Origin of the sequence: Secundilactobacillus malefermentans DSM 5705 = KCTC 3548, from assembly GCF_001436395.1 — a bacterium.
Lineage (GTDB): Bacteria > Bacillota > Bacilli > Lactobacillales > Lactobacillaceae > Secundilactobacillus > Secundilactobacillus malefermentans.
Genome location: NZ_AZGJ01000011.1, coordinates 13,831 through 35,927 on the forward strand (window position 1 = coordinate 13,831; position 22,097 = coordinate 35,927).

Annotated in this window: 20 protein-coding genes and 1 pseudogene; 3 read left to right on the plus strand and 18 right to left on the minus strand. The window is 42.2% G+C overall.

All coding sequences use genetic code 11. The features are described from left to right. The first annotated feature begins 156 nt into the window (after nucleotides 1–156). A complete protein-coding gene (gene hflX / locus FD44_RS03315; RefSeq protein WP_010619484.1) occupies nucleotides 157–1,428 on the plus strand; it encodes a GTPase HflX in 1,272 nt (423 codons plus the stop codon). A gap of 96 nt (nucleotides 1,429–1,524) precedes the next feature. Here the strand turns inward: hflX and FD44_RS03320 are convergent, their stop codons facing one another. The 9 genes from FD44_RS03320 to FD44_RS03360 all read right to left on the minus strand — a co-directional run bounded on the left by FD44_RS03320 (nucleotide 1,525) and on the right by FD44_RS03360 (nucleotide 9,036). Further along, nucleotides 1,525–2,181, minus strand: a complete 657-nt coding sequence (locus tag FD44_RS03320) for an amino acid ABC transporter permease (protein ID WP_010619483.1) — start codon at nucleotides 2,179–2,181, stop codon at nucleotides 1,525–1,527. A 12-nt stretch (nucleotides 2,182–2,193) separates the two neighbouring features. Continuing rightward, nucleotides 2,194–2,832 carry an amino acid ABC transporter permease gene (locus tag FD44_RS03325; protein WP_010619482.1) on the minus strand — a complete coding sequence of 213 codons (639 nt, stop codon included), beginning with the start codon at nucleotides 2,830–2,832 and terminating at the stop codon, nucleotides 2,194–2,196. Next, nucleotides 2,829–3,662, minus strand: coding sequence for a transporter substrate-binding domain-containing protein (locus FD44_RS03330; RefSeq protein ID WP_010619481.1), 834 nt, complete (start codon nucleotides 3,660–3,662; stop codon nucleotides 2,829–2,831). The genes FD44_RS03325 and FD44_RS03330 overlap by 4 nt, the downstream gene beginning before the upstream one ends. A 20-nt stretch (nucleotides 3,663–3,682) precedes the next feature. Further along, nucleotides 3,683–4,423: an amino acid ABC transporter ATP-binding protein gene (locus FD44_RS03335; protein WP_029327521.1), complete on the minus strand. Its 741-nt coding sequence runs from the start codon at nucleotides 4,421–4,423 to the stop codon at nucleotides 3,683–3,685. A 247-nt stretch (nucleotides 4,424–4,670) separates the two neighbouring features. Beyond that, nucleotides 4,671–5,540: a DUF6681 family protein gene (locus FD44_RS03340; RefSeq protein WP_010619479.1), complete on the minus strand. Its 870-nt coding sequence runs from the start codon at nucleotides 5,538–5,540 to the stop codon at nucleotides 4,671–4,673. Nucleotides 5,541–5,557: 17 nt separating this feature from the next. Beyond that, complete coding sequence (locus FD44_RS03345; protein WP_010619478.1) at nucleotides 5,558–5,992, minus strand: hypothetical protein; 435 nt, start codon at nucleotides 5,990–5,992, stop codon at nucleotides 5,558–5,560. A gap of 105 nt (nucleotides 5,993–6,097) precedes the next feature. After that, nucleotides 6,098–6,544 carry a Fur family transcriptional regulator gene (locus FD44_RS03350; protein WP_010619477.1) on the minus strand — a complete coding sequence of 149 codons (447 nt, stop codon included), beginning with the start codon at nucleotides 6,542–6,544 and terminating at the stop codon, nucleotides 6,098–6,100. Between the two features lie 77 nt (nucleotides 6,545–6,621). Continuing rightward, nucleotides 6,622–7,188, minus strand: a complete 567-nt coding sequence (locus FD44_RS03355) for a guanylate kinase (protein ID WP_010619476.1) — start codon at nucleotides 7,186–7,188, stop codon at nucleotides 6,622–6,624. Nucleotides 7,189–7,422: 234 nt separating this feature from the next. After that, nucleotides 7,423–9,036 carry a peptide ABC transporter substrate-binding protein gene (locus tag FD44_RS03360; protein ID WP_010619475.1) on the minus strand — a complete coding sequence of 538 codons (1,614 nt, stop codon included), beginning with the start codon at nucleotides 9,034–9,036 and terminating at the stop codon, nucleotides 7,423–7,425. A gap of 177 nt (nucleotides 9,037–9,213) precedes the next feature. Between FD44_RS03360 and FD44_RS03365 the strand changes: the two genes are divergently transcribed. Beyond that, nucleotides 9,214–11,640 carry a Xaa-Pro dipeptidyl-peptidase gene (locus FD44_RS03365; protein WP_010619474.1) on the plus strand — a complete coding sequence of 809 codons (2,427 nt, stop codon included), beginning with the start codon at nucleotides 9,214–9,216 and terminating at the stop codon, nucleotides 11,638–11,640. Between the two features lie 62 nt (nucleotides 11,641–11,702). On the opposite strand, the gene FD44_RS03370 is transcribed toward FD44_RS03365, so the two are convergent. Continuing rightward, on the minus strand, nucleotides 11,703–12,578 hold the full coding sequence (locus FD44_RS03370) for a DegV family protein (protein WP_010619473.1): 876 nt from the start codon (nucleotides 12,576–12,578) through the stop codon (nucleotides 11,703–11,705). A 145-nt stretch (nucleotides 12,579–12,723) separates the two neighbouring features. Here FD44_RS03370 and FD44_RS03375 point away from each other — a divergent pair, with 145 nt between their 5' ends. Beyond that, nucleotides 12,724–13,635 (plus strand): proline-specific peptidase family protein, encoded by a 912-nt coding sequence (locus FD44_RS03375; protein ID WP_010619472.1) that lies wholly within the window; start codon nucleotides 12,724–12,726, stop codon nucleotides 13,633–13,635. A 32-nt stretch (nucleotides 13,636–13,667) separates the two neighbouring features. Here FD44_RS03375 and FD44_RS03380 read toward each other — a convergent pair whose 3' ends face one another. The 8 genes and pseudogenes from FD44_RS03380 to FD44_RS03415 all read right to left on the minus strand — a co-directional run bounded on the left by FD44_RS03380 (nucleotide 13,668) and on the right by FD44_RS03415 (nucleotide 22,035). Further along, complete coding sequence (locus FD44_RS03380) at nucleotides 13,668–14,426, minus strand: YoaK family protein (protein ID WP_050899312.1); 759 nt, start codon at nucleotides 14,424–14,426, stop codon at nucleotides 13,668–13,670. A 111-nt stretch (nucleotides 14,427–14,537) separates the two neighbouring features. Next, nucleotides 14,538–16,091 carry a bifunctional metallophosphatase/5'-nucleotidase gene (locus tag FD44_RS03385; protein WP_010619470.1) on the minus strand — a complete coding sequence of 518 codons (1,554 nt, stop codon included), beginning with the start codon at nucleotides 16,089–16,091 and terminating at the stop codon, nucleotides 14,538–14,540. A gap of 3 nt (nucleotides 16,092–16,094) precedes the next feature. Then, nucleotides 16,095–16,904: a phosphonate ABC transporter, permease protein PhnE gene (phnE, locus tag FD44_RS03390; RefSeq protein ID WP_010619469.1), complete on the minus strand. Its 810-nt coding sequence runs from the start codon at nucleotides 16,902–16,904 to the stop codon at nucleotides 16,095–16,097. Further along, a complete protein-coding gene (gene phnE / locus FD44_RS03395) occupies nucleotides 16,901–17,689 on the minus strand; it encodes a phosphonate ABC transporter, permease protein PhnE (RefSeq protein ID WP_010619468.1) in 789 nt (262 codons plus the stop codon). Before phnE (FD44_RS03395) ends, phnE (FD44_RS03390) begins: the two co-directional genes overlap by 4 nt. Beyond that, nucleotides 17,686–18,498: pseudogene (gene phnC / locus FD44_RS03400) on the minus strand (phosphonate ABC transporter ATP-binding protein). Before phnC ends, phnE (FD44_RS03395) begins: the two are co-directional and overlap by 4 nt. Nucleotides 18,499–18,588: 90 nt before the next feature. Then, nucleotides 18,589–19,524 carry a phosphate/phosphite/phosphonate ABC transporter substrate-binding protein gene (locus FD44_RS03405; protein WP_010619465.1) on the minus strand — a complete coding sequence of 312 codons (936 nt, stop codon included), beginning with the start codon at nucleotides 19,522–19,524 and terminating at the stop codon, nucleotides 18,589–18,591. Nucleotides 19,525–19,776: 252 nt separating this feature from the next. Further along, entirely contained in the window at nucleotides 19,777–20,382 is a 606-nt protein-coding gene (locus FD44_RS03410) for a L,D-transpeptidase (protein WP_033445198.1), read from the minus strand. 93 nt (nucleotides 20,383–20,475) lie between these two features. Next, on the minus strand, nucleotides 20,476–22,035 hold the full coding sequence (locus FD44_RS03415) for an ABC-F family ATP-binding cassette domain-containing protein (protein ID WP_010619463.1): 1,560 nt from the start codon (nucleotides 22,033–22,035) through the stop codon (nucleotides 20,476–20,478). Nucleotides 22,036–22,097: the final 62 nt, after the last annotated feature.

Sequence of the window (22,097 nt, forward strand, 5' to 3'; positions counted from 1 at the left end):
AATATAAATACTCATAAATAAGCCGATGTGCCATAAATTTGAAAGAAAACACGTTAAATTATGAGGATAAAACTCATGTATACCGTATACAAAAAATCACACAAGGATGTAAGATGCTATAATATAGTAGAAATTCAATTTAAGGATGGTGATTCAATGTCAGAATCAAGCTCACCCAAAGCAATTGCTATCGGGCTTAACACCGGTCAACAAGACTTTGATTACTCAATGGAAGAACTTAGTGCGTTAGCTGCTGCTAACAACGTCGACATTGTTGAAACAGTAACTCAAAATTTAGATCGACCAGTCGCAGGAACCTATTTTGGAACTGGTAAGGTAGAGGAACTTAAGGATATCGTCATTGATGACGAGGTTGAGATGGTTATCGCAAACGATGAACTTTCTCCCAGCCAAATTCGTAACCTAGAAGGCGTCATTAACGTTGCCGTCATTGATCGAACTGGTTTAATTCTCCAAATATTTGCTGATCGGGCGCAGAGTCGAGAAGCCAAACTACAAGTTCAACTTGCAAAGCTACAGTATCAATTACCCCGACTTCACACGAGTGCGTCACAACGTTTGGACCAACAAACAGGTACCAGTAGCGGCGGTGGCTTTACCAACCGTGGTGCTGGTGAATCACAGATTGAATTGAATCGACGAGTGATTGAGCGTCAAATTAATCACGTTCGTCAGGAATTGAAAGAGATTTCTAAATCAGAGGAAACGAAGCGTCAACAGCGTGAACGTCAAGGCTTGCCAATGATTGCGCTAGTTGGTTATACCAACGCTGGAAAGTCGACAATCATGAACGCATTAGTTCGTCAATTTGGAACGAGTGAGGAAAAGCAAGTCTTCGAAAAGAACATGCTTTTCGCAACGTTGGATACCAGCGTTCGTCAGTTAACGTTCGGAGATCAAAAAAAGCTGCTACTTAGTGATACAGTCGGTTTCGTTGCCCATCTCCCAACCCATTTGATTGAAGCGTTTAAGTCAACGTTGTACGAAGCTGCAAATGCGGACCTCCTCATTCAAGTAGTCGACGCTGCTGACCCAAATCGGGACAGCATGATGGCGACCACGATGAAGACCCTTGAGGATATCGGCGTTCCTAACTTACCGATGATTGTCGCCTACAATAAAGCGGACCTAACAGACGTTTCCTTCCCCAGTCGTGAGGGCGAAAACCTGACCATGTCTGCGCGGGACGATGCCTCTATCGCCCTTTTGATCGATATGATTCGTGAAAAGGTTTTTAAGAACTACGTAACCGCGGACTTTTTAATTCCATTTGCCAATGGTGATGTCGTTTCGTACTTTAATGAAAATGCGAACGTCCTCTCTACTGAGTACGTGGCTGATGGCTCTAAGATGAAGGTCGAATTAACAAGAACTGATTACGATCGTTTCGAAAAATTTGTCGTATAAGAAAAACGAGATTCATCCGAACTAATGGATGAATCTCGTTTTTTAGTATCTATATTAATTTTGTCGAGGCAGCCAGACCGGTTGCCGTCACGCTCTCTATGCCATTCTCTTTTCCAAATAACGTGACAATAGCGATAGTGCGTAACAAACCACAAAGTACATAACCGCCAACATCAGGAACATTGGAATAATGTAATTCGTATTTTGACCATAAACAATCTGAGCGTTGTGCATCACATCAGGCAACACAATGATTGTGGCCAATGACGTGTCCTTAATCAGTGAAATAAATTGACTAACGATTGCGGGAATCATTTTCTTCATAGCTTGTGGGAGCATAATGTGCCACATTGCTTGAGAATAGGTTAGCCCGTTTGCACGAGCACCTTCCATTTGACCCCAATCAACTGCTAAAATCCCAGAACGGACAATTTCAGCAAGCATTGCTGACTCAAAGATAATCATTGAAATAATGGTTGCCCAAACACTACTTGGTTTCAAGCCAATGTTTGGCAGGCCAAAGTAAACAAAGAAGATAATTAGCAGCAATGGTAAGTTCCGGATCAGGTCAATAACGAAGCCAACGATCGCGGAAACGTACTTAATTTTAATGTATCTAATAATTCCTAAAATTGCTCCAATAATATAACTACCGATAATTGAAATAACGGAAACAAAAATCGTAATTGCCAACCCTTCAAGTAAATAAACAATATTCATGGAAGAGTAAGCATTGATAAAATTAGTTAACATGGCTTTCTCCTCCTAAGCTAATTTCTTTTCCAGGTGACGCATATAGTAGCTCAATGGCATGGTAATCACTAAGTACAGGACACCGACTGCCATATAAGTATTAATGGTATCAAGCGAATTCGACGCAATTACGTTTCCTTGGTACATCAAATCAAATCCAGCAACAAAGGCTAGAACTGATGAGTTCTTAACTAAATTAATGAATTGATTTCCAAGTGGTGGAATAACGTACCGGTAAGCTTGAGGCAAGATGATCAAGCGCATTGACTGCCAGAAGGTCATTCCGTTTGCTCGGGCACCCTCCATTTGACCAGAATTAACGGACTGAATCCCTGAACGAACTGTCTCAGCAATGAAAGCTGACGTGTAAAGGGTTAATCCAATAGTTCCGGCGGTAAAGCCATCAACCTTCGCAAAGGTTAGTGGAATGACCACATAGAAGAACATGGTAATAACCAATAGTGGAATGTTTCGAAAAACTTCAATATAAATTCTCGCAATGACCCGCAAAAACTTAATTGGCGTCGTTTCAAAAATCGCAAACATTGAACCAATGATTAAACTGAAGAACAGCGCAATCACACTACATAGGAGCGTTCTGCCCAACCCCAAGAGGAGGTCTGGACCATAATTTGCAAATATACTAATCATCGCTTTGCCTCCCCATAGTTAAAGCCTTGCACATTTCCGAACCATTTGTACAAAATTTTATTGTATTCCCCGGTTTTTTCAATGTGTTTTAGAGCTTGATTAATGCTTCCTTTAAATTGAGTTTGTCCCTTATTAATCGCAATTCCGTAAGGCTCATTCGTAAATGACCCACCAACAACTTCATATCCAGGATTTTCAATAGCCATCCCAAAAAGGATCCCATTATCAGTCGTTAACGCGTCTCCTTGTCCAGACTTCAGTGCAGTTAACGCCTGCGCGTAGTCGGATAATTGGAGCACCTTCGCTTTTGGCGCATATTTTCCAATGTTCTCAACAGAGTTCGACCCAACAACCCCTAATACGGTAGTCCCAGCCTTATTTAAGTCCTGAACGTTTCTAATGGGACTGCCCTTTTTAACGAGCAATGACTGACCAGCATCAAAGTATGAGTTCGAAAAATCAACTTGCTTTTCCCGTTCTTTGGTAATGGTCATTGTGGCTATGATGCCATCAATATTCCCATTTGTAAGTAATGGAATTCGAGTTTGACTTGTTACTTGGACAAATTTTGCTTTTCCTTTTGGTCCTAAAATTTGCTTTGTTAATGCTTTAGCAACATCAACTTCGAAGCCCTGAATTTCATTATCTTTAATATTCATTAAGCCAAACAGCTTTGTGTCGGCTTTAACACCCCAAGTAATTGTGTTGGTACTTTTGGCGTTATTGAGAACATTTTGTTCCGACAACGGTTTTGCACCACAAGAAGTTAACACAACTAATGCAGCACAAAGGGTTGCCATTACGCCGATGTAACGGATGATTTTTTTCATATTAAACCCCTCTTACTAAATTAGTGCGTAATAATCTTCCCAAGGAATTGACGTGCCCGTTCGTTTGATGGCTGACCATCGAAGAACGTTTCTTTACTGTCGTCTTCCAAAATTTGACCATCCGCCATAAAGATAACTCGGTTAGCCACTTCACGAGCAAAGCCCATTTCGTGGGTCACAACCAACATTGTCATTGAGGAATCACGTGCGATATCCTTCATAACATTTAAAACATCATCAATCATTTCAGGATCCAATGCACTGGTTGGTTCATCAAATAACAGGGCCTTTGGTCGCATTGCTAATGAACGGGCAATGGCGATTCGTTGTTGTTGGCCACCTGAAAGCTGTGCAGGCATCTTTTGTGCTTGATCCGCTAATCCCACTCGATCTAGCAATGACATAGCGAGTTTCTTGTTTTCTTCCTCATCGCGTTTCAAGACGATTCGGGGCGACAACATAATGTTTTCTAAAATCGTTTTGTTAGCATACAAATTAAAATGCTGGAAAACCATTCCGACATTTTTTCTAATTCGATTCATATCCGTTTTTCGATTTGCTAAATCTTGGCCATTAACAATTAATTGACCTTCCTGAATTCGTTCAAGCCCATTGACTGTCCGAATTAAGGTCGACTTTCCTGAACCAGATGGTCCGATTAAAACAACCGTCTCACCGGCCTCGATTGTTAAATTAATGTTGCGTAATGCATGATAGTCACCATAATATTTTTGAACGTTATGAAATTCAATCATTGACATAGCTATTCCCTCCGCCCTTTTCTCTCACGTATGTTACTTAATTAAAACAAAGGGGATTAATTCTTCAATCCCCCGTGAACGTGCTTTATAGCCATTTTCGATACATTATCGAAAAAGTGACTCTTAGAATATTCTAAACCAAAACAACAGTACGGTCAAAGCCTATCATTCACAATCCGCATATTGACGCGCCTACAATCAATTTAATGGGAACAAAAAAAACGACCAATTTTGGTCGTTTTTCCCTTTACATTCTTGATCTTTGACGCCGCTCTTCCCGTTGTCCCTCTTGTTTCTTTTCATAAGCCAGCTGAACCGACACCGTATAGGGTTGATCATGCTCAATTGGTTGATTTCGTCCCATCACCTTGAAGGGGCCGCCCAATAGCGTGGCACTCGCCAAGTATAATTTAACGCGGTCCTTAACCTCTGAAATGGGTTGCAGCCCAACGGATGTAATCTGCCCAATTTCCCGTTTTTCCGCCTGATTCATACCGGCGAAAACAATTAACTGTCCATTTTGGTTTTGTAATTCAAAATAGGGTAGCAAAGCACCCGGTCCGGTTGCGTAAATTGGCTTATTTTCCGTCTTTAATTGTTGATAAATTTGTCGCTCAGAAAGCCCACTATAATCTAAATCAAGCAGATTATTTTGTTGTAACCGAGTAACCAGATCATCAATATTCATTTGCTGAAGTGCTGAAACGGTCAGCTTACCCGGTAGCACTTTCTTTTGATCAAAGAATCCGTTCGCCGGAATATTATTGACGCTACGGCCACGCGTCATCTCGCGCTCTTTCTTTTCAGCTTCGGCCTGTGGATCAAATCCAAAGGTCTTACCCATAAATCGTTCAATCTTTGGCGAGATATCAAATGGCGGTTTTTTCTTCGTGAAATAGAAGAAAATATTCATAATAGCAAAATACAGCAGTACAATTGCCGCCAGCATGATTAACGAGCCACGTATATAATACTTATTTGCGAGCCATCTGAACGCCACGTAAAAGAGGTAAACATCCCCTAGAAGCCCCAGAACCGTATAAATCCGGTTTTTGAATTTAACGTTGACGTTAAAGTAGCCCAAGTAATGGTTCATCATGTCTAAAAAACTAAACAATGGTCATCCCTCCTCACTTATTCTGAATCTTCATCATCCGTCGTTGTAGCGGTTGAACTACTTGTTGCTGGCGCAGTACTGCTCTCCGTTGATGAGTCATCATTAGTTGTTGTCGCTTTACTTGTCGATTTTTTATTTGTGGTTGAAGATGTCCGCTTAGCGCTAGAGGTGTCAGTCGTACTTGACTCTTTCGTAGAACTTTCTTTTGCGCTACTGCTACTCTCAGAGCTAGAATCCTCCGAAGAATCGCTTTCCTTTTTCTTCTTACTATCACTAGAGCTCATGCTGCTAAGAGAGTCTGACGCGACACTGCTGCTAGACTCTTGAGCGGTTGCTGGCGATCCTTCATTTGTTTTTGAAACCGTGTTGACCACCACGTTTGTCGCACTCAATGCCAATGCGATTGATAAAATTGCGAATGGTGTTAGGAATGGCGGTGTTCGATATGCCAATTACTGATCCCCCTTTCTAAAAGCTCACTGTCCTTAGTATCTCAAATAAAGTCTAATATACAATAAAATAAACCTTAATATTTGACTAAGGTTTATCAGGAAATTCTATGATGGTTGCTTAGCTAGCTTGCGATTACAAGCTGCACATAGCCCATAGATTTCAAATCGATGGGTGTCAATCTTACATCCCGGCAGTTGTGCCTGAAACGAGTCCATTGGGCACGTTTCTAATTCTTGTACGCGACCACAATTTTCACAAATAAAGTGATGATGATGAATGTGGGCAAAATCACACTGATACTTAACTTCCCCTTGTCCACCTTGCACCCGCTGCTCTACCATTCCCGCATCTTCAAATTCCTTTAGATTGCGGTAAATCGTATTATGACTCATCCCTGGAAATAGTTGGCGCATATGGTCATCCACCAAAGTAACTTCGTGGTAGTGATCCTGATGGGCTAACAAATATTCGAGTAGGGCTCGTCGCTGTTTTGTAATTTTTAAGTGTTGCTGTTTTAAAATATCAAGTGCTTCAGCAAGTGTTTGTTGCATGTTTTCCTCCCAAAATTGCCGGTAAATAATAATCATTACGTTTTAAGTAAGTGTATCACAAATTACGTAAATGCCAACTAATTGAGGTCGTTCCGTAACTCCTTGATAATTTCATCTAACATTAGCTTTGTCTTGTCCAATTTATCATTCACAATCACGTGGGCAATCCCCTGTAATTCCTTTGGTAATGCCATATCACGTTGATATTCGTCGCTTTCTAAACGATGGTCAATCGCATTAGGGTCATCACCGCGCTCTTTAATGCGCTGTTGCAGGGCATTATCTTTTGAAACGGTCAGGAAAATGATGACCGCCTCTTCGCCTAGCTTTTCTGAATAAGTAACGGCGCCCTTCGTATCCAGGACAACACTCAGGAGTGGTGATTTCTCCCATCCCCGTTCAAGGGCTTCATAAGAGGAGCCATAACGGTGACCATCATATTTGACGGATTCCAAAAAGTGGCGCTGATTAAACGTTTCATCTGATTCAAAATAGTAATCAACTTCGTTTTGTTCACCAGGTCTTGGCACTCTGGTCGTGTGCGTAATCACCTTCGGAATAGCATATTTATCTTTTAAATATTTTCCAACAGTCGTTTTGCCGCTTCCTGTTGCACCAGTAATGACGATGATTCGATCTCGCATCAGGTTCCCATCCTTTAATCGGTTTTAGTTATCCCCTATTCTAGCGTATTTCTGGGTGAAGGCAAAGGGTGCACCAAAAAAAGAGGGTGAGACAAAAGGCGGTTTGCTTTTGAGCATAGCCTAGATTAACGAATAATCCTGCACTTGGGATTGTTTGTTGATCGTAGCTAGGCGGAAAAGCAGCCTTTTGGAACCCGACTAAGCAAGAATATTCGGAAATAGTAAAGNAGATTGTTATTTAAATTGAACATCACGATAGAACAGGGTCGTCCCATAAGGCGAAACTGCCAATCCCTTAATCTTTGAATTCAGGAGGTACGCATTTGACCCTTGGAAAACGGGTGCGGTAAAGGCATCTCGTTGAACCAATTGTTTCTCGGCATCCTTCAATGCTGCAAACCGCTTAACTGGTTCCGTTGCGTATTTGCCACGCGCATTTGCCATATCCTTCAAATACGTCTTATTCTTGTAATCCGTATTTAAATGATAAGCACCACCATCGCCAATAAAGTTGATTGGATCCGCATAATCAGGTGCCCAGGTTCCATAAACAAAATCAAAGTTATAGACGCTGGTCATTTGGAGACGCTGCTTTAATGGAACCTGATGAATCGTCACGTTTAAACCAGGTAGGTTCTTTTGGTATTCTGCCTGCAAATATTCAACCACTTGCTTGGCCTCAGGTGTGTCGGCTGCCAACAGCTGGATGTTTGCCTTCTTAATTCCCAGTTGCTTCTTAGCGGTTTTCCACTCAGCCTGAGCTTTCTTAACGTTGTAGGGAACAAGACTCCCACTGTACTTCCGGAAATCAGTCCCCGTCTTCGTATTGTATGCAAAGTTGGCTGGAACGATTCCATTAAGTGGCGTTGACCCATCCTTCATGACTTGCTTAGTGAGGGCTTTCTTATCAAATGCAAGCGCTAATGCTAGTCGTGCGTGACGATTTCCCGTCACTTTTCGCTTGGTGTTGAATCCCATATACCCAATTGATGGGGATTTGCTGACGTGGAAGCCAGACTTGTTCTGATATCGAGAAACGTATTCATTTGAAAGCTGCGTATAGTCGAGCTTCTTTGTTTCAAATAAGTTCGCTCCAGTTGCCACACTCTTCACAACTTGAACGTCAATCTTATTTTGCTTAACATCCTTTTTGTCCCAATACTGATTGTTTTTGACGTATTCCCAAGTATCATTTGTTCCGTGCCACTTTTTCAATACATAAGGGCCGTTGCTGACCAAATGAGCTGAATCAATTCCGTACTTATTACCAACCTTCTTGGCGTATGCCTCGTTAATTGGCATGAATGGTGCTCCGGTCAAAATTTCTGGCAAATAAGTAATTGGAGACGCCAAAGTAATTTGTAGCTTATATTTTCCTAGCGCTTTAATTCCTAAATCACTAACTGGTTTCTTGCCATTTCGAACGGCATACCCATTCTTAAACGGATCCAGTCGCTGTGAATTTGGTGAAGCCGTCTTAGGGTTCCCAAGCTGTTGCCAAGCGTAAACGAAATCCGACGCTTTCACATCTTGGCCGTTAGACCACTTACCATGTTGAAGGGTATAGGTATAAACTGTTTTATCTTTATTGACGGAAACCGATTTGGCCAGCGCTTTGACTGGTTGGCCCTTTTGGTTAAAGCGGTACAAGCCTTCAAAAACATTTTGAATGGCCTCAACACTACCAGTATCCGAATATTTCAAACTATTAGCTGACCCAATGTTGGCGCTCGTTCCAACTTTCATGACTTGATCTTTTGAGCTACTGCTTTGTTGACTTGAGCATGCTGCCAAAATGACGGCTAACCCAGCGACAACAACTACTCCTAATAAATTCCTTTTTCTCATGATCTCACCCATCATTAAATTATTTAGTAAATTTCAGCATGTTCCCTAAACACGCCCTTTACCATACCAACTAAAAAGTTATCGCTGTTGATTCACAAAGTCAATTAAGTCGACTTCTAAGCCCTATTATACAAGTCTCTAGCGTATAATAAATAAAAATACCCAGGAGGCTTTTTTATGAAAATCAATCAATTTGCAACTGTTAAAAATGAGTTCAAAACTGAACTACGTGAACTAATCAATAGTCATTTTGTCGCTAACGAATCCGTTTTAGAAAAAAGCCCGATGGTTGTCCTAAAATCATTGTTGCAGCGCTGCTATCCAGAAATGCCTAGTGTCAATGGCGCTGATTTTAAGATTGATCAGTTAATGGCGACTGAAAATTTAACCGCAACCCAACTCTTGAAAAATGAACACGCTTTAACCGTTACCCAATTCTATAATCTAGCACTTCAGTTACTTCAATTTGAAGTAGGGGTCGATTTCAATCTAAGCGATCCCATTTCGGCACTCAATGAAATTAACCTCCCCCATTTAACAGTGGCGGACTTCACTACTCAGGATCTATTGCACGCCTGGTATCTCCTACTAACCACCCACACCAAAAATGGCCAAAGTTTCCTGGATCATCTTGCGACCAAAGGATACTTCGCCAAACTATTGCAAACGACCCAGTTGCCAAAGCCATTCCTATTTAATGGGAAGGCTCAAGCCGTTTTTGATACTAACAACTTAATTCGGGAAGTCGTTTACGTCGAATCGGACCAGGATACTGATCACGATGGCCAGCTTGATTTACTTAAAGTGGAAATTCTCCGCCCTGAAGAAACTGAAACTGGACTAAAGGTGCCCACTCTTTATACCGCATCCCCTTATAATCAGGGAACTAACGATGAAGCCGGTGAAAAATTGACCCACAACGTTGACGTGCCGTTGACGGAAAAGCCAGTCATCAGTCCAACCTTAACGGACTTACAAGCGTCAGAAGCGAAACCGGCCACCTTACCAGCTAAGCGTGACGTTAAGGGGAACGCCTCCCACGCCGAGCAAAGTTTCTCGCGCGAATCTTCCTATACATTAAACGATTACTTTTTAGCTCGTGGATTCGCCGTCGTTTATGCTGCAGGAATCGGAACCATGGAGTCCGATGGGTTTCGGACAACCGGTGACCCTGAGGAAACGACCTCGACTGTCGCCGTTATCGAATGGCTGGCTGGCAACCGTCAAGCCTTTACTAATAAGAAGGATCATATTGGGATTGAGGCTTGGTGGTCAAGTCACCACGTTGCCATTACCGGTCGCTCTTACCTTGGAACCCTTGCAATCGCAGCTGCAACGAGTGGAGTTGAGGGCCTGGATACGATTATTTCTGAAGCGGCCATTTCCAGCTGGTACGATTATTATCGTGAAAACGGACTGGTAATCGCCCCCGGTGGTTTTCAAGGTGAAGATGCAGACGTTCTCGCGGAAGAAACTTTTTCAAGAGAAAAGCAGGCAGCAGATTATCTGCCAATTAAACCTGCCTGGCAGGCAGCTCTTTCCCAAATGGGACAGGAGCAAGATCGAAGCACTGGCAATTACAATAGCTTCTGGGATGATCGAAATTATCGAAAACAATTAGCTTCTATCAAGGCTGATATTTTAATGGTGCACGGGTTGAACGATTGGAACGTGAAACCGAAGAATGTGTGGAAAATGTGGCAAGGGCTCAAAGATTTGCCGGTCACCCAAAAAATCATTTTGCACCAAGGTCAGCACATTTACATTAATAATTTTCAGTCGTTAGACTACACCGATATGGTCAACCTATGGCTATGTAACAAGCTTCTTGGCGTTCAAAATAACGCAGATGAAATTCTCCCTGACGTTTTAGTCCAGGATAATACAAAAGTAGAAACCTGGAACGCCTATCAGGACTGGGGCGGAAGTGCAGCACCAATCGAACTGAACCTTAGCGCCGACAAATTAACCTCGGACGCTGCTCCATCAGCAATTTCGACCTTTACTGACCAACTTTCAGAACCCAATTTCACCCATTATAAAAGTCACTACGCCAATTGGCGACACGATTTAGTTTCGACTGATTCGACCCCAATGGCGGCTAACCGCCTCATTTTCAAAACGGACCCCTTAACTAAGGAAGTTGTTTTAGGTGGCGGAGCAACCGTTTCTCTCCGGGTGGCCTCAAGTCAATCGGTTGGTATGCTGAGTTTCCGACTCATTGATTACGGTGTTGCCAAGCGGCTATCCGTCAGTCCTCAATTACTTAGTCGGAATGCCTTGGATGAGGGTTACCATTGGCGAGAGGACGATTTAAAAGAATTCCAATTGGCAAGTGCCACGCCCTACAAACTCATTTCAATTGGTCACCTTAATTTACAGAATCAAAAAAATAGTTACCAAACTGAAAAACTGGTGCCTAATCAATTTGTTGATGTTTCAATTGATCTTCAACCAACCGTTTTCCGAGTACAACCTGGTCATCAAATTGGCCTTGTCGTCTACGCAACTGATATGGAAATGACGGTGCGCGGCAATCAAGATATTCAGTATCAATTGGATTTAAGTGGTTGTCATTTGACGCTACCATTACAGGAAAAATAAAAGTCATTGTTAGCACAACCCGTGCTGACGATGACTTTTCGTTTACTAAACTACTATTAATATTACATTTTTTCCCAATCGCGACTCCAAACAACTCCCATCACACCCTCACCCGTGTGAACACCAATTGAAGGACCAATTTCGCCAGCCTCAATCACGACCGGCTGTCCCCCAGCCGTTAAGTTTTCTCCTTGAAGTTGTTCAATCCAATGGGCCTCTTCAGCAGGATTATTTCCATTAATAACGCCGATTCTAACCGGATAATTCATGTCAGGAAGGGTTTCATTAATGTGTTCCTTAATCTTGTTGAAGGCGCGTTTCATTGTTCGCTCTTTCGAAAGTGCCACAATCTTCCCGTTTTCAAACGTGAGAATCGGTTTTATTTTCAATAGGTTGCCAATGAGCGCAGAACTGTTCGTAATTCGTCCCGTATGAAGAAGGTGTGATAAATTATCAACCGCAAACAGAACGTGGTTGGAATCCCGAAGCTTTTCAAGCTCTGGGACTATTTCAGCCGCGTTTTTGCCGGCTCTCGCCATTTTCGCAGCAAGTAGTGTCAACCACGCTTCACCTTCACTTGCCATTTTAGAATCAAACGGCACGACTTTGATATTCTCCACGGATTCTGCGTAACGACTCAAATTCTCAAAGAAGCTGGTAATGCCACTCGATAAATTAATGCAAACAACCTCATCAAATCCAGCCGCTGCCAATTCGTCAAATTGCTCCTGCATCTGGGCCATTGTCACCTGCGCCGTTGAAGGCATAATTTTATCCGCACGCATTTTGTCATAAAATTCTTTGTACGTGATGGTTTCATTTTCGAGAAAAGTCTGTTGACCAAAAATCACGGTAATTGAAACAATATGAATACCAGCTGCTTCCGCAATTGCTGGGTCTAAGTAGCTAGCTGTGTCAGTGATAACTGCCGTTTTCAAATTGAATCCTCCTATGGTATTGCTTCATTTAGATTTAGTCTACCAGATTTTTGAAATATTCATACGATTATTTCGCTACCATTCACACCTAATTTTCATTTTCGTGATATGATTGTTACTAATCTATTCTGAAATGAGGGATACCATGAAACAAGGGACGACAATTATTACGCTCGACAACGGTTACCATTTATGGACCAACACACAAGGTGAAGGCGATATTCATTTGCTTGCACTGCACGGTGGCCCTGGTGGAACCCATGAATACTGGGAAGATACTGCTCAACAATTAAAGAAACAAGGCTTGAACGTACAGGTTCACATGTATGATCAACTTGGTTCATTTTACTCAGATCAACCCGATTACGATGATCCAAAGATTGCGGACAAGTACCTCACTTACAACTACTTCTTGGATGAAGTTGAAGAAGTTCGCCAAAAGCTTGGCATCGACAAATTCTATTTAATCGGTCAGTCATGGGGTGGTGCCCTCGTTCAAATGTACGCTGCCAAATACGGTCAACATTTGAAAGGTGCTATCATCTCATCAATGGTCGACAATATTGATGACTATACAAAGCACATCAACCAAGTTCGTGAAGAAGCCCTTCCTGCTGAAGCAGTTGCTTACATGAAGGAAAAAGAGGCCTCAGGCGACTGGGACGATGCCAAATACCAAAGCTACGTTGACGTCTTGAACGATGGCTACGTTGACCGTAAAAAGCCAGCCGCCATTTCTCACCTTGCTTCAACAATGGCAACGGCAGTCTACAACGTTTTCCAAGGCGACAACGAATTCGTCGTTACTGGTAAGCTGAAGGAATGGAACTTCACCGATAAGCTTAAGGACATTAAAGTGCCAACGTTAGTAACCTTTGGTGAGCACGAAACAATGCCACTTGATACTGCTAAACGAATGGCTAAGGCAATTCCTCACGCGCGTCTTGCAACGACGCCAGAGGGTGGCCATCACCATATGATTGATAATGCCCCAGTGTATTATGATCATTTGGCAACTTTCATTCGTGACGTTGAATCAGATAATTTTAAAGATTAATCAAAAAGCTCGCGCAAATGCGCGGGCTTTTTTTAGTGTCCTCTTCTACTTCTTGTTCGGCTCCTAGTGGGTTCCTCTTGGGAACTGTCGGATTCTTCAAAATTTGGTTCCGTGGCAGTTTCAAGACCATCTCGTCGATGCTTAAACAAATAAATAACTGCACCAATCAATAAAATCAGTGGTACCGCCACGGCGCGATTTTGCAACCACGGTGCGAAAATTGCGGCAAGAAATGCCCCCACCAAAAAGCTTAGTAGGACTAGCGCTCCCGTTTTAACTTGCGGGCGCTTCTCTCGGTTACCCATGATAAAGGACTCATAAATCCCTTCACCAAGCCCGTGAATGCTGCCCGTCATCATAATTGACGTAAACGGTTGCCCTTCCAATTGTCGAAATTGTTGGAGTTGGGCGGAGGCCGCCAATGACAAAAGAACGATGATCATGACGTTTGAAACCGCGCTCCCCACCAAAATAACGGCGGCCATTAGGACCAATTCGTAAATTAAAATGACAGCAGACAACTGAAATGGCTTCTGCGTTAGCAAATGCTGCAGGGCTTTTACAATGATTGTGCCAATCATAAAAGCCAATAGAGCAATTAGATAGTAGCCAACTTTTCCCCATTCTGCATTACTGATACTAATTCCGAGTAAAATTAAATTTCCTGTTTGAAGTCCTGCAAAGACGCTCCCGTGTTCCAAATAAGTATAAGCGTCCAGGCTGCCAGCAACAGCCGCTAATAGTAATCCAAAATATAATTGCTGATAAGCTGGGTAGTGTTGTGTTCTCAACTGAATAGCCCCTTTCATTCAAAGTTTACCCAGCTAACTTTAGCATTCTCAGTGCCATTTAGGCGCAAAATTAGAGAAATTTAAAAAGATGCTAAGGGATTCAGCATCTTTTCAATCAATGATTTTGAAATTTTTGTCTTGCTTCGCATTCACAAGCGGATGATCGGCAAAATAGCTACCAATCAATTCCGTCATATCGATTTGCACTTCTTTACTAATTTTATCGGCGCTAAACATTGAATAGTCACCGCCACCAAGCCCACGATATTGGTTTAAGGCGACCTCAATTTGTTGGACAGGGGTCACTGGTTGCCCATGGTACAGCAGCTTCGTCACCCGCTGACCCACGGGATTTCTTAAATTAATTTCATACTGGATGCCACTATAGACATCGTAATTATAGTACTGAACCTTTGGATCTTTAAATGCGGAAGAAATGCCCACTTTTCCATCCGACTTAATTTCAAAGAAACTCGCGCATCTTTCCAGCGCCAATTTTAAATCGGCACCAGTCACCTTGGAAACAACGAGGGTGTTGGGATAAACGTAGCTATTGACGATGTTTCGCATTGTCACCACTTCATCGTAGCCCAATACGTCATCGTTAAATAGCGCCGTTCCAGACACATCCGCGCCAGTCGCAGCCATCTGCACCTGATTAATAAATGACAGATAGGGGTGGCCGTTTAATCGTGCCGCAAATGGATCTGAAATTCGCATATCACCGCTAACCTTCCCCATTGGCTGATCAAGCCAATTTTCGACTTCATCATTGAGTTGGGTAACAATCGAAGCTGCTTTAGGATCGAGTGGTTCATCCTTAACAGCAATCAAATTTGGAACGGCGCTTTGAATCCTTTTTGATTCATCCAACGCTAACGTTATTTCACCGATATAGATTCCTTTTTCACCCGGCTGCGTCGTTGGAACGCCCTGACACATTGTAGCGATTTCTCTGTGTTGATGACCCGTCACGAGTGCATCAATTCCGGGGACCTCCGCTAACAGCTGATACCCTTCATTTTCTCCAGTTAATCGTTCGGTTTGTTTGCCAGAATCTGGATCTCTTTCGAAACCACCATGGTACGCAACAATGAGTACGTCCACTTGTTTCCTCAATTCTGGCACCCATTTCTTCGCAGCTTGGACAGCTAAGTGAAATTGCCAGTCTTCAATGTGCACTGCACTTTCCCAATGTGGAATAAAGTGCGTCGTCAGTCCTAAAATGCCGACCTTGACTCCGTCTTTTTGGAGAATTTTATACGGCGCATCAATGATGCCAACACCCTTTTTTTCTTCAAAATTAGCATTCAAAATTGGATAGTGGCGCCCAGCTTCGCACTGAGCCAAATAAGCCATTCCATAATTGAACTCATGATTGCCTAAAATTCCTGCGTCATACCCCACTGAATTTGTGAGATCGGTATAAACGTTTCGCCACTTGGCGGCCTTTTTTGCCGTGTAATAAGTCAGCGGCGACCCTTGAATGAAATCACCATTCTCAATACAAATGACCCATTCATCTTCTTTTGCAGACTTTTTCAACTGATTGATTTTGCTGGCTACCTTCAAAAAGCCATAGTCTCGTTGATCATCGCGACTACTGTAATTAGTCGGATACAGATAGCCGTGAACGTCACTCGTTGACAGAATTCTAATCTTCATTCGCTACACCAACCGTTTCCGAATGGATCCCGAGATAAAGTCAATCAACGTTACCGTGATAATAATCCCAATCAAAATTATTCCGACTCGCGACCAGCTTCTCGTTTGAATGGCAAACAGGAGTGGCGTTCCAATCCCGCCGGCACCAACCATCCCCAGAATTGACGCTGAACGAACAGCAATTTCAAATCGATAGAGCGTGTAAGAAAGAAATTCCGGCATAACGGTTGGCAGTGTGGCAAATATTAAAGTTTGACTGTGGCTACTACCACTACTGGTTAGCGCTTCTGCTGGTCCGCCATCCATGTTCTCAATTGATTCACTGAACAATTTTCCGAGCATCCCAATTGAGTGAATGCTGACGGCAAGGACCCCAGCAAAGGAACCCGGTCCAACTGCTTTGATGAACATAATTGCTAAGACAATTTCAGGAAACGTTCGAATCAACGTCAGCACTAATTTGCCAGAGGTGGAACGCATATGAACCTTGCTGTGACCCTTTCTAGCTGCCCAAAAGGCAAAGGGAACGCTTAAAATAGCTGAGATAAAGGTTCCCAAGAAGGCCATGGCTAATGTTTGAAGCGTCAGACCCACTAAGTCCTCGCCACTTCCATCGTAGACGTATGCCCAGTCCGGATGGAAAATGCCAGAAACAATCGACTTTGAGACTTCGGCAGCCGAGTCTTGTAATCCATGAAATGGAATTCCTGCAAATGCCCAAATGAACATGATGACAATAATGATCACCCAGAATAGCCATTTAAATGGATTTCGTTTGAGCGGCAATTGATTAGTTGCGGATACAGTTTTCATAATAGTCGCTCCCTCATCGTATTACTGATGGTATCAATGATTAACACAACCACTAGGATCGCAATGATAATGACCGCGGTCTGATCATAAGCAAATTCGTTTAATGAACGCTGTAGGTAAACCCCAATTCCCCCGGCCCCCAGGTACCCAAGGACGGTTGACGCACGAACATTAATTTCAAATGTATACAGATAGTAACTAATAAAGTAGTTAAATACTTGTGGAATTACCGCAAAAATCACAACTTGGGTGCGACTTGCGCCAGTTGCCTGTAAGGCTTCAAGTGGGCCTTCATCAATGGTTTCAATTGCTTCATAAAATAGTTTGGATATCATCCCAAATGAGAAAACAGCTAGAGTGAAAACACCAGCAACCGGACCGATACCAACGATGGCTACAAAAAGAGCTGCAAGCATTAAATCGGGTAGCGTCCTGACCAAGTTCAAAATAAACCGAATGACGCTACGTAAGAATTTGTTTTTAACAATGTTTCTAGCCGCTAATACTGAAAACGGAATGGCAACCAATGTTCCGACGGTTGTCCCAATCAACGCCATTTGAATCGTTTGTAAAATTGGGGCAAAGACTAGTTTTGAGTAGCTCCAGTCCGGTTTTGCCATTTTTCCTAATAAATCCGTAAACTGGCCGAAGTTGTCAAAGAACATGACAAAATTAACGCCGGTAATATTGGCCGTCCAAAAAACTAAAATAATGAATAACGCCAGCCAAAATAGTGATTTTACATGATATTTTTGGGCAAAGGAACGCTTGGGGATTTCGTTCATGAGACCACCCCTTCTATGGGTGCGGTCGTTGTCATCCTTTCAATCTTTCCCTCACCATAACCAGGCTGATAAATATCATCTAAGTCAGTTTCAGTGACGTCCGCACTCATCTTATCGTAAACTAGTTTGCCGTCTCGCAACCCAATGATTCGATCGGCATATTTTTGTGCTAACGGAACTGAATGTAAATTGACAATCACCGTGATGCCAAAATCATCATTTAAGCTCTTCAAATCATTCATAACCGAATCCGTCGTTAACGGATCCAGGGAAGCGATGGGCTCGTCAGCTAACACAATTTTAGGATCCTGCATGAACGCTCTAGCAATCGCAACCCGTTGTTGTTGGCCCCCGGAAAGCTGATCAGCCCGAGAATATAGCTTTTCACCTAAGCCCACTCATTGCAGCGCCTCCACCGTCTTTTGTTTATCTGCAGCACTGAACAGTCCTAGCGCACTTCGCCAGGTTGAGTAATAGCCCACTCGACCAGATAAAACGTTTCGCTGAACACTTGAACGCTTCACCAAATTGAAGTTTTGAAAAATCATGCCAATTTCTCGTCTCAAGTTTCTCAGGTCTTTGCCCTTGTAGTGAATAATGGATTTGCCATCAATTAAAACATCTCCCGAGCTCACATCGTGCATTCGGTTAATCGTCCGCATCAAGGTACTCTTACCCGAGCCAGATAGACCAACGACGACCAAAAATTGTCCTTTGGGAATACTGAAATTGATATTCTCCAGTCCGACCGTGCCGTTCGGATAGACCTTCCCCACATTTTTAAATTCAATGAAATTATTATCTGTCATTGGCTCTATTTCCCTTCATTTATCTAGTTTAAGGAAAAGGGAGTACGCAATTTGCGTCTCCCCTTAATAACTTGATTAATAATTGAAGACTTATTTATCGATCTTCTTTGCGGTCTTGTCATAGTTTCTGATAACGTTGAAATTACTGTCCTTTGCATCTACATAACCTTCATGTGAGTAAACGGATGAAATAATTTCGTGACCCTTTTTAGTTTTAGCGATTTCCTTAAATGCTTTGGCAATCTTCTTATCCCACTTAGAACTCATATCCTTACGAACCGTAATCGTGTCGTTTGGGATCCCCTTCGTCGTGTAAATTGGAACGACCTTTTTCATAACATCCTTCGCATCTTTTTGAACTAAGACACGGGCCCCTTCAAAAACAAACGCTGCATCAGCAGTTCCATTATAGACAGCCATCACGCCTTGGTCATGACCCTTAACTTGAACCGTTGAAATATTGTTCTTATTGATATTTACGCCGTGATTATACAGTTCGACAATTGGATAGATCCAGCCGGCAGTTGATGTTGTATCCTGAACCGCAATCTTCTTACCCTTAAGGTCCTGAATCGTCTTAATCCCACTATTCTTACGAACCAAAATTTGCGATTTATACGTTTTGACCAGTTTATTTGTTTCCTGATCATTTGGTTGCTTATAGCCGTAACGTTCAGCTTGTAAGATAACCTTTGACCCATACTCCTTATGGGCTAAAACGTAAGCATCAGGTGGTAAGAATCCAACGTCAACCTTCTTGGACCCCATGGCTTCAACAATCGTGTTGTAGTCGGTTGAAACAGAAACCTTAACTGGAATGCCAAGTTGTTTCTTAAGTAGGCCTTCCAATGGTTTTGCCTTCGCCTCAATGGTGTTGGCGTTTGAAGATGGAACAAATTGGACCGTTAACTTCTTAGGTGTGTAACTGCTGCTTGATGAACTACTTGAGCTCTTCCCGCATGCAGCTAAAACCGTAACAAGCAAAAGTGCACTGGCAATTGTTGCTAATCGTTTGAAGATTCGCATCGAACTGACTCCCCTTTTATTTTTATTTAACATATCAAGTGTACCCTTGCCCCCGAACTATTACAACATGAAAATAGCTAATGTTAGCTTTTAAATTGAAAACTAGTGAAAATACGAAGGTAAAACGATTTATGACATTAAAACACGAACGATAGCTAATTTTAACAAACAAAAAAAGCGCTAACATCACGGTTAGCGCTTCTAAACCCATACATTTTGTGTTAATAATTTTTAAATGTCCATATATTGTGTCTATGAATTTGTAATAACAACTTTCATCCCGTATGGGACATTTTCATAAACCCATTTTGCATCAGCAATCGTCAACCGAACGCAGCCATGGGAATTGGCTTCTTTGCCAAGTCGATCTGCCTCAGATTTAATGTAGTTTCCATTTTTATCAACTGGCACCGAGTGGAATAAATAAACTCCGTGATCTTTCCAAGATACCCAATAATTGGCACCCTCACCTGATTGTTGGTTATAGAAAGAATCCCCACGTTCTGACTGAATCGTGTACGTTCCAGTTGGGGTTGATTTTCCCTTTCCCGTTGAACAATACATGGTGTACTTCAGCTCACTACCATCCATAACGTAAACCCGTTGATCCTTGATTGATACCTTAAACCACGGATTTTCCATGCTCTCAAAATTAGGGTAAGCCTTTTTTTGAGAGGATTTGTGCCAATTTACATTAATTGGCTTTGTTACTTTTTTCGTGTTTTTGGTTTGGCTTAGCTTTTCAGTCTGTTGCTGTAAAACCTTGGCCTGATGTTGTTGCACAAGAAATCGATTAATGAAAAACGCTGCCATCCCCAAAACAAAAATCACCATCAAAAACTTTAGTAATCGTTTCATATTGCCACCCTTAAATTTATTAATTACGTCTAGTTCTAATAAACCATATTTTAGCAATAATGACACGTTTTTGGCGTCAATTTAATCTAATTGTTAAACCTCTTTACTTTGTTTACGCAAACTTAATTTCTCAACGTTCAGAATCTTATCAGCGAGTCCATTATAAAAACTCGTTTCATGACTGACAACGATGGCGTTCCCTGGGAAGGCTTTGATAGCATCCTTGAGCGCGTTCTTCGTTTCGTCATCCAAATGGTTCGTTGGCTCATCCAAAACTAAGAAATTGCTTGGCTCAAACTCCATCATTGCAAGCTTAACCTTTACCTGCTCACCACCAGAAAGCTGGTGCATGGGCTTCATTGCGTTGGCGGAATCTAACCCACATTTGGCAAGCTTCGTCCGAATCGCCTTTTGCGGTAATTTTTCATATTGCGCCTGAATGATTTGAAGTGGTGTCATTTGATCATTTTCCCAAACTAAATCCTGACTAAAGTAGCTTACTCGAGCGGATGGTGAGAATTCCACGTGCCCGCCCTTAGCCTTAAGTTGGCCTAAGATTGTTTTAATCAGCGTTGACTTACCCACACCATTGAAGCCCTCAAAACCAACCTTTTGATTGGTGTTAACTGAAAAAGTAACTGGCTTTAATAAGGGATGTTCATAGCCCACAGACAGTTGGTCAACAACCAGCGCATTTTGTGAGCCCGTATCCGCATATGGGAAGTTGAACGTTGCTTGAATATTAGTCGACGGTGGATCAACCCGTTCCATCTTGTTTAGCATCTTTTCCCGTGACTTGGCTAAAGTTGAACGTGAACCAGCCTTAAACTTACTAATAAATTTCTCGGTTTTTTCAATCTTAACCTGTTGTTTTTCGTATTCGCGGCGTTGAACTTCTTCCTTTTCAGCCCGTTGACGCATGGCGTTCTTGAAGGTTCCACGATACTTAGTGATTTTCCCAAAGGCAATGTTGGCAATACAGTTGGTCACTTCTTGTAAGAATTCAAAATCATGAGAAATGATCATTGCGGCGCCTTCGTAATTATTCAAATAGTCTTCCAACCATTGAATATGTGCGACATCTAAATAGTTGGTTGGTTCGTCCAGTAAAATAACGTCTGGATTTTCCAACAATAGTTTAGCCAAAATAATCTTTGATCGTTGACCACCAGACATTTTAGCAACTTCGTGATCACGACCAATATCATCAAGGCCCAGACCAGAAATAACTCGTTCAATTTCGGTTTCAATATCGTAAAAGTTTCGGGCTTCGAGTTCCTCTTGAATTCGACCGGCACGCTCAAGCAATTTGTCTTCCATTGTTTCAGCATACTTCGTGTATAGCTCGGCCATTCGGTCATTTTGTGCGTATAGATCAGCAAATGCCGTGTGCAAAAAATCGATCAGCGTCATTTTTTCTGGGATATCGGCGTATTGATCCAAATACCCTACTCGAACCCGATTTTGCCATTTGATTGATCCTTCAAGTGGTAATTCCGCCTCCGTTAAAATCTTGATGAGGGTTGATTTACCAACACCATTTTGGCCAACAATGCCCATGTGTTCGCCCTTATTCAATTGAAAGCTTGCGCCATCGTATAATTTTTTATCAGCGAAACTCATGCTTAAGTCGCTGACCTCTAATAATGCCAATTCTGTTTCTCCTCTCAATGCTTGCTTCTTATATCGATCGTTTAAATCACGTAATAACCAGA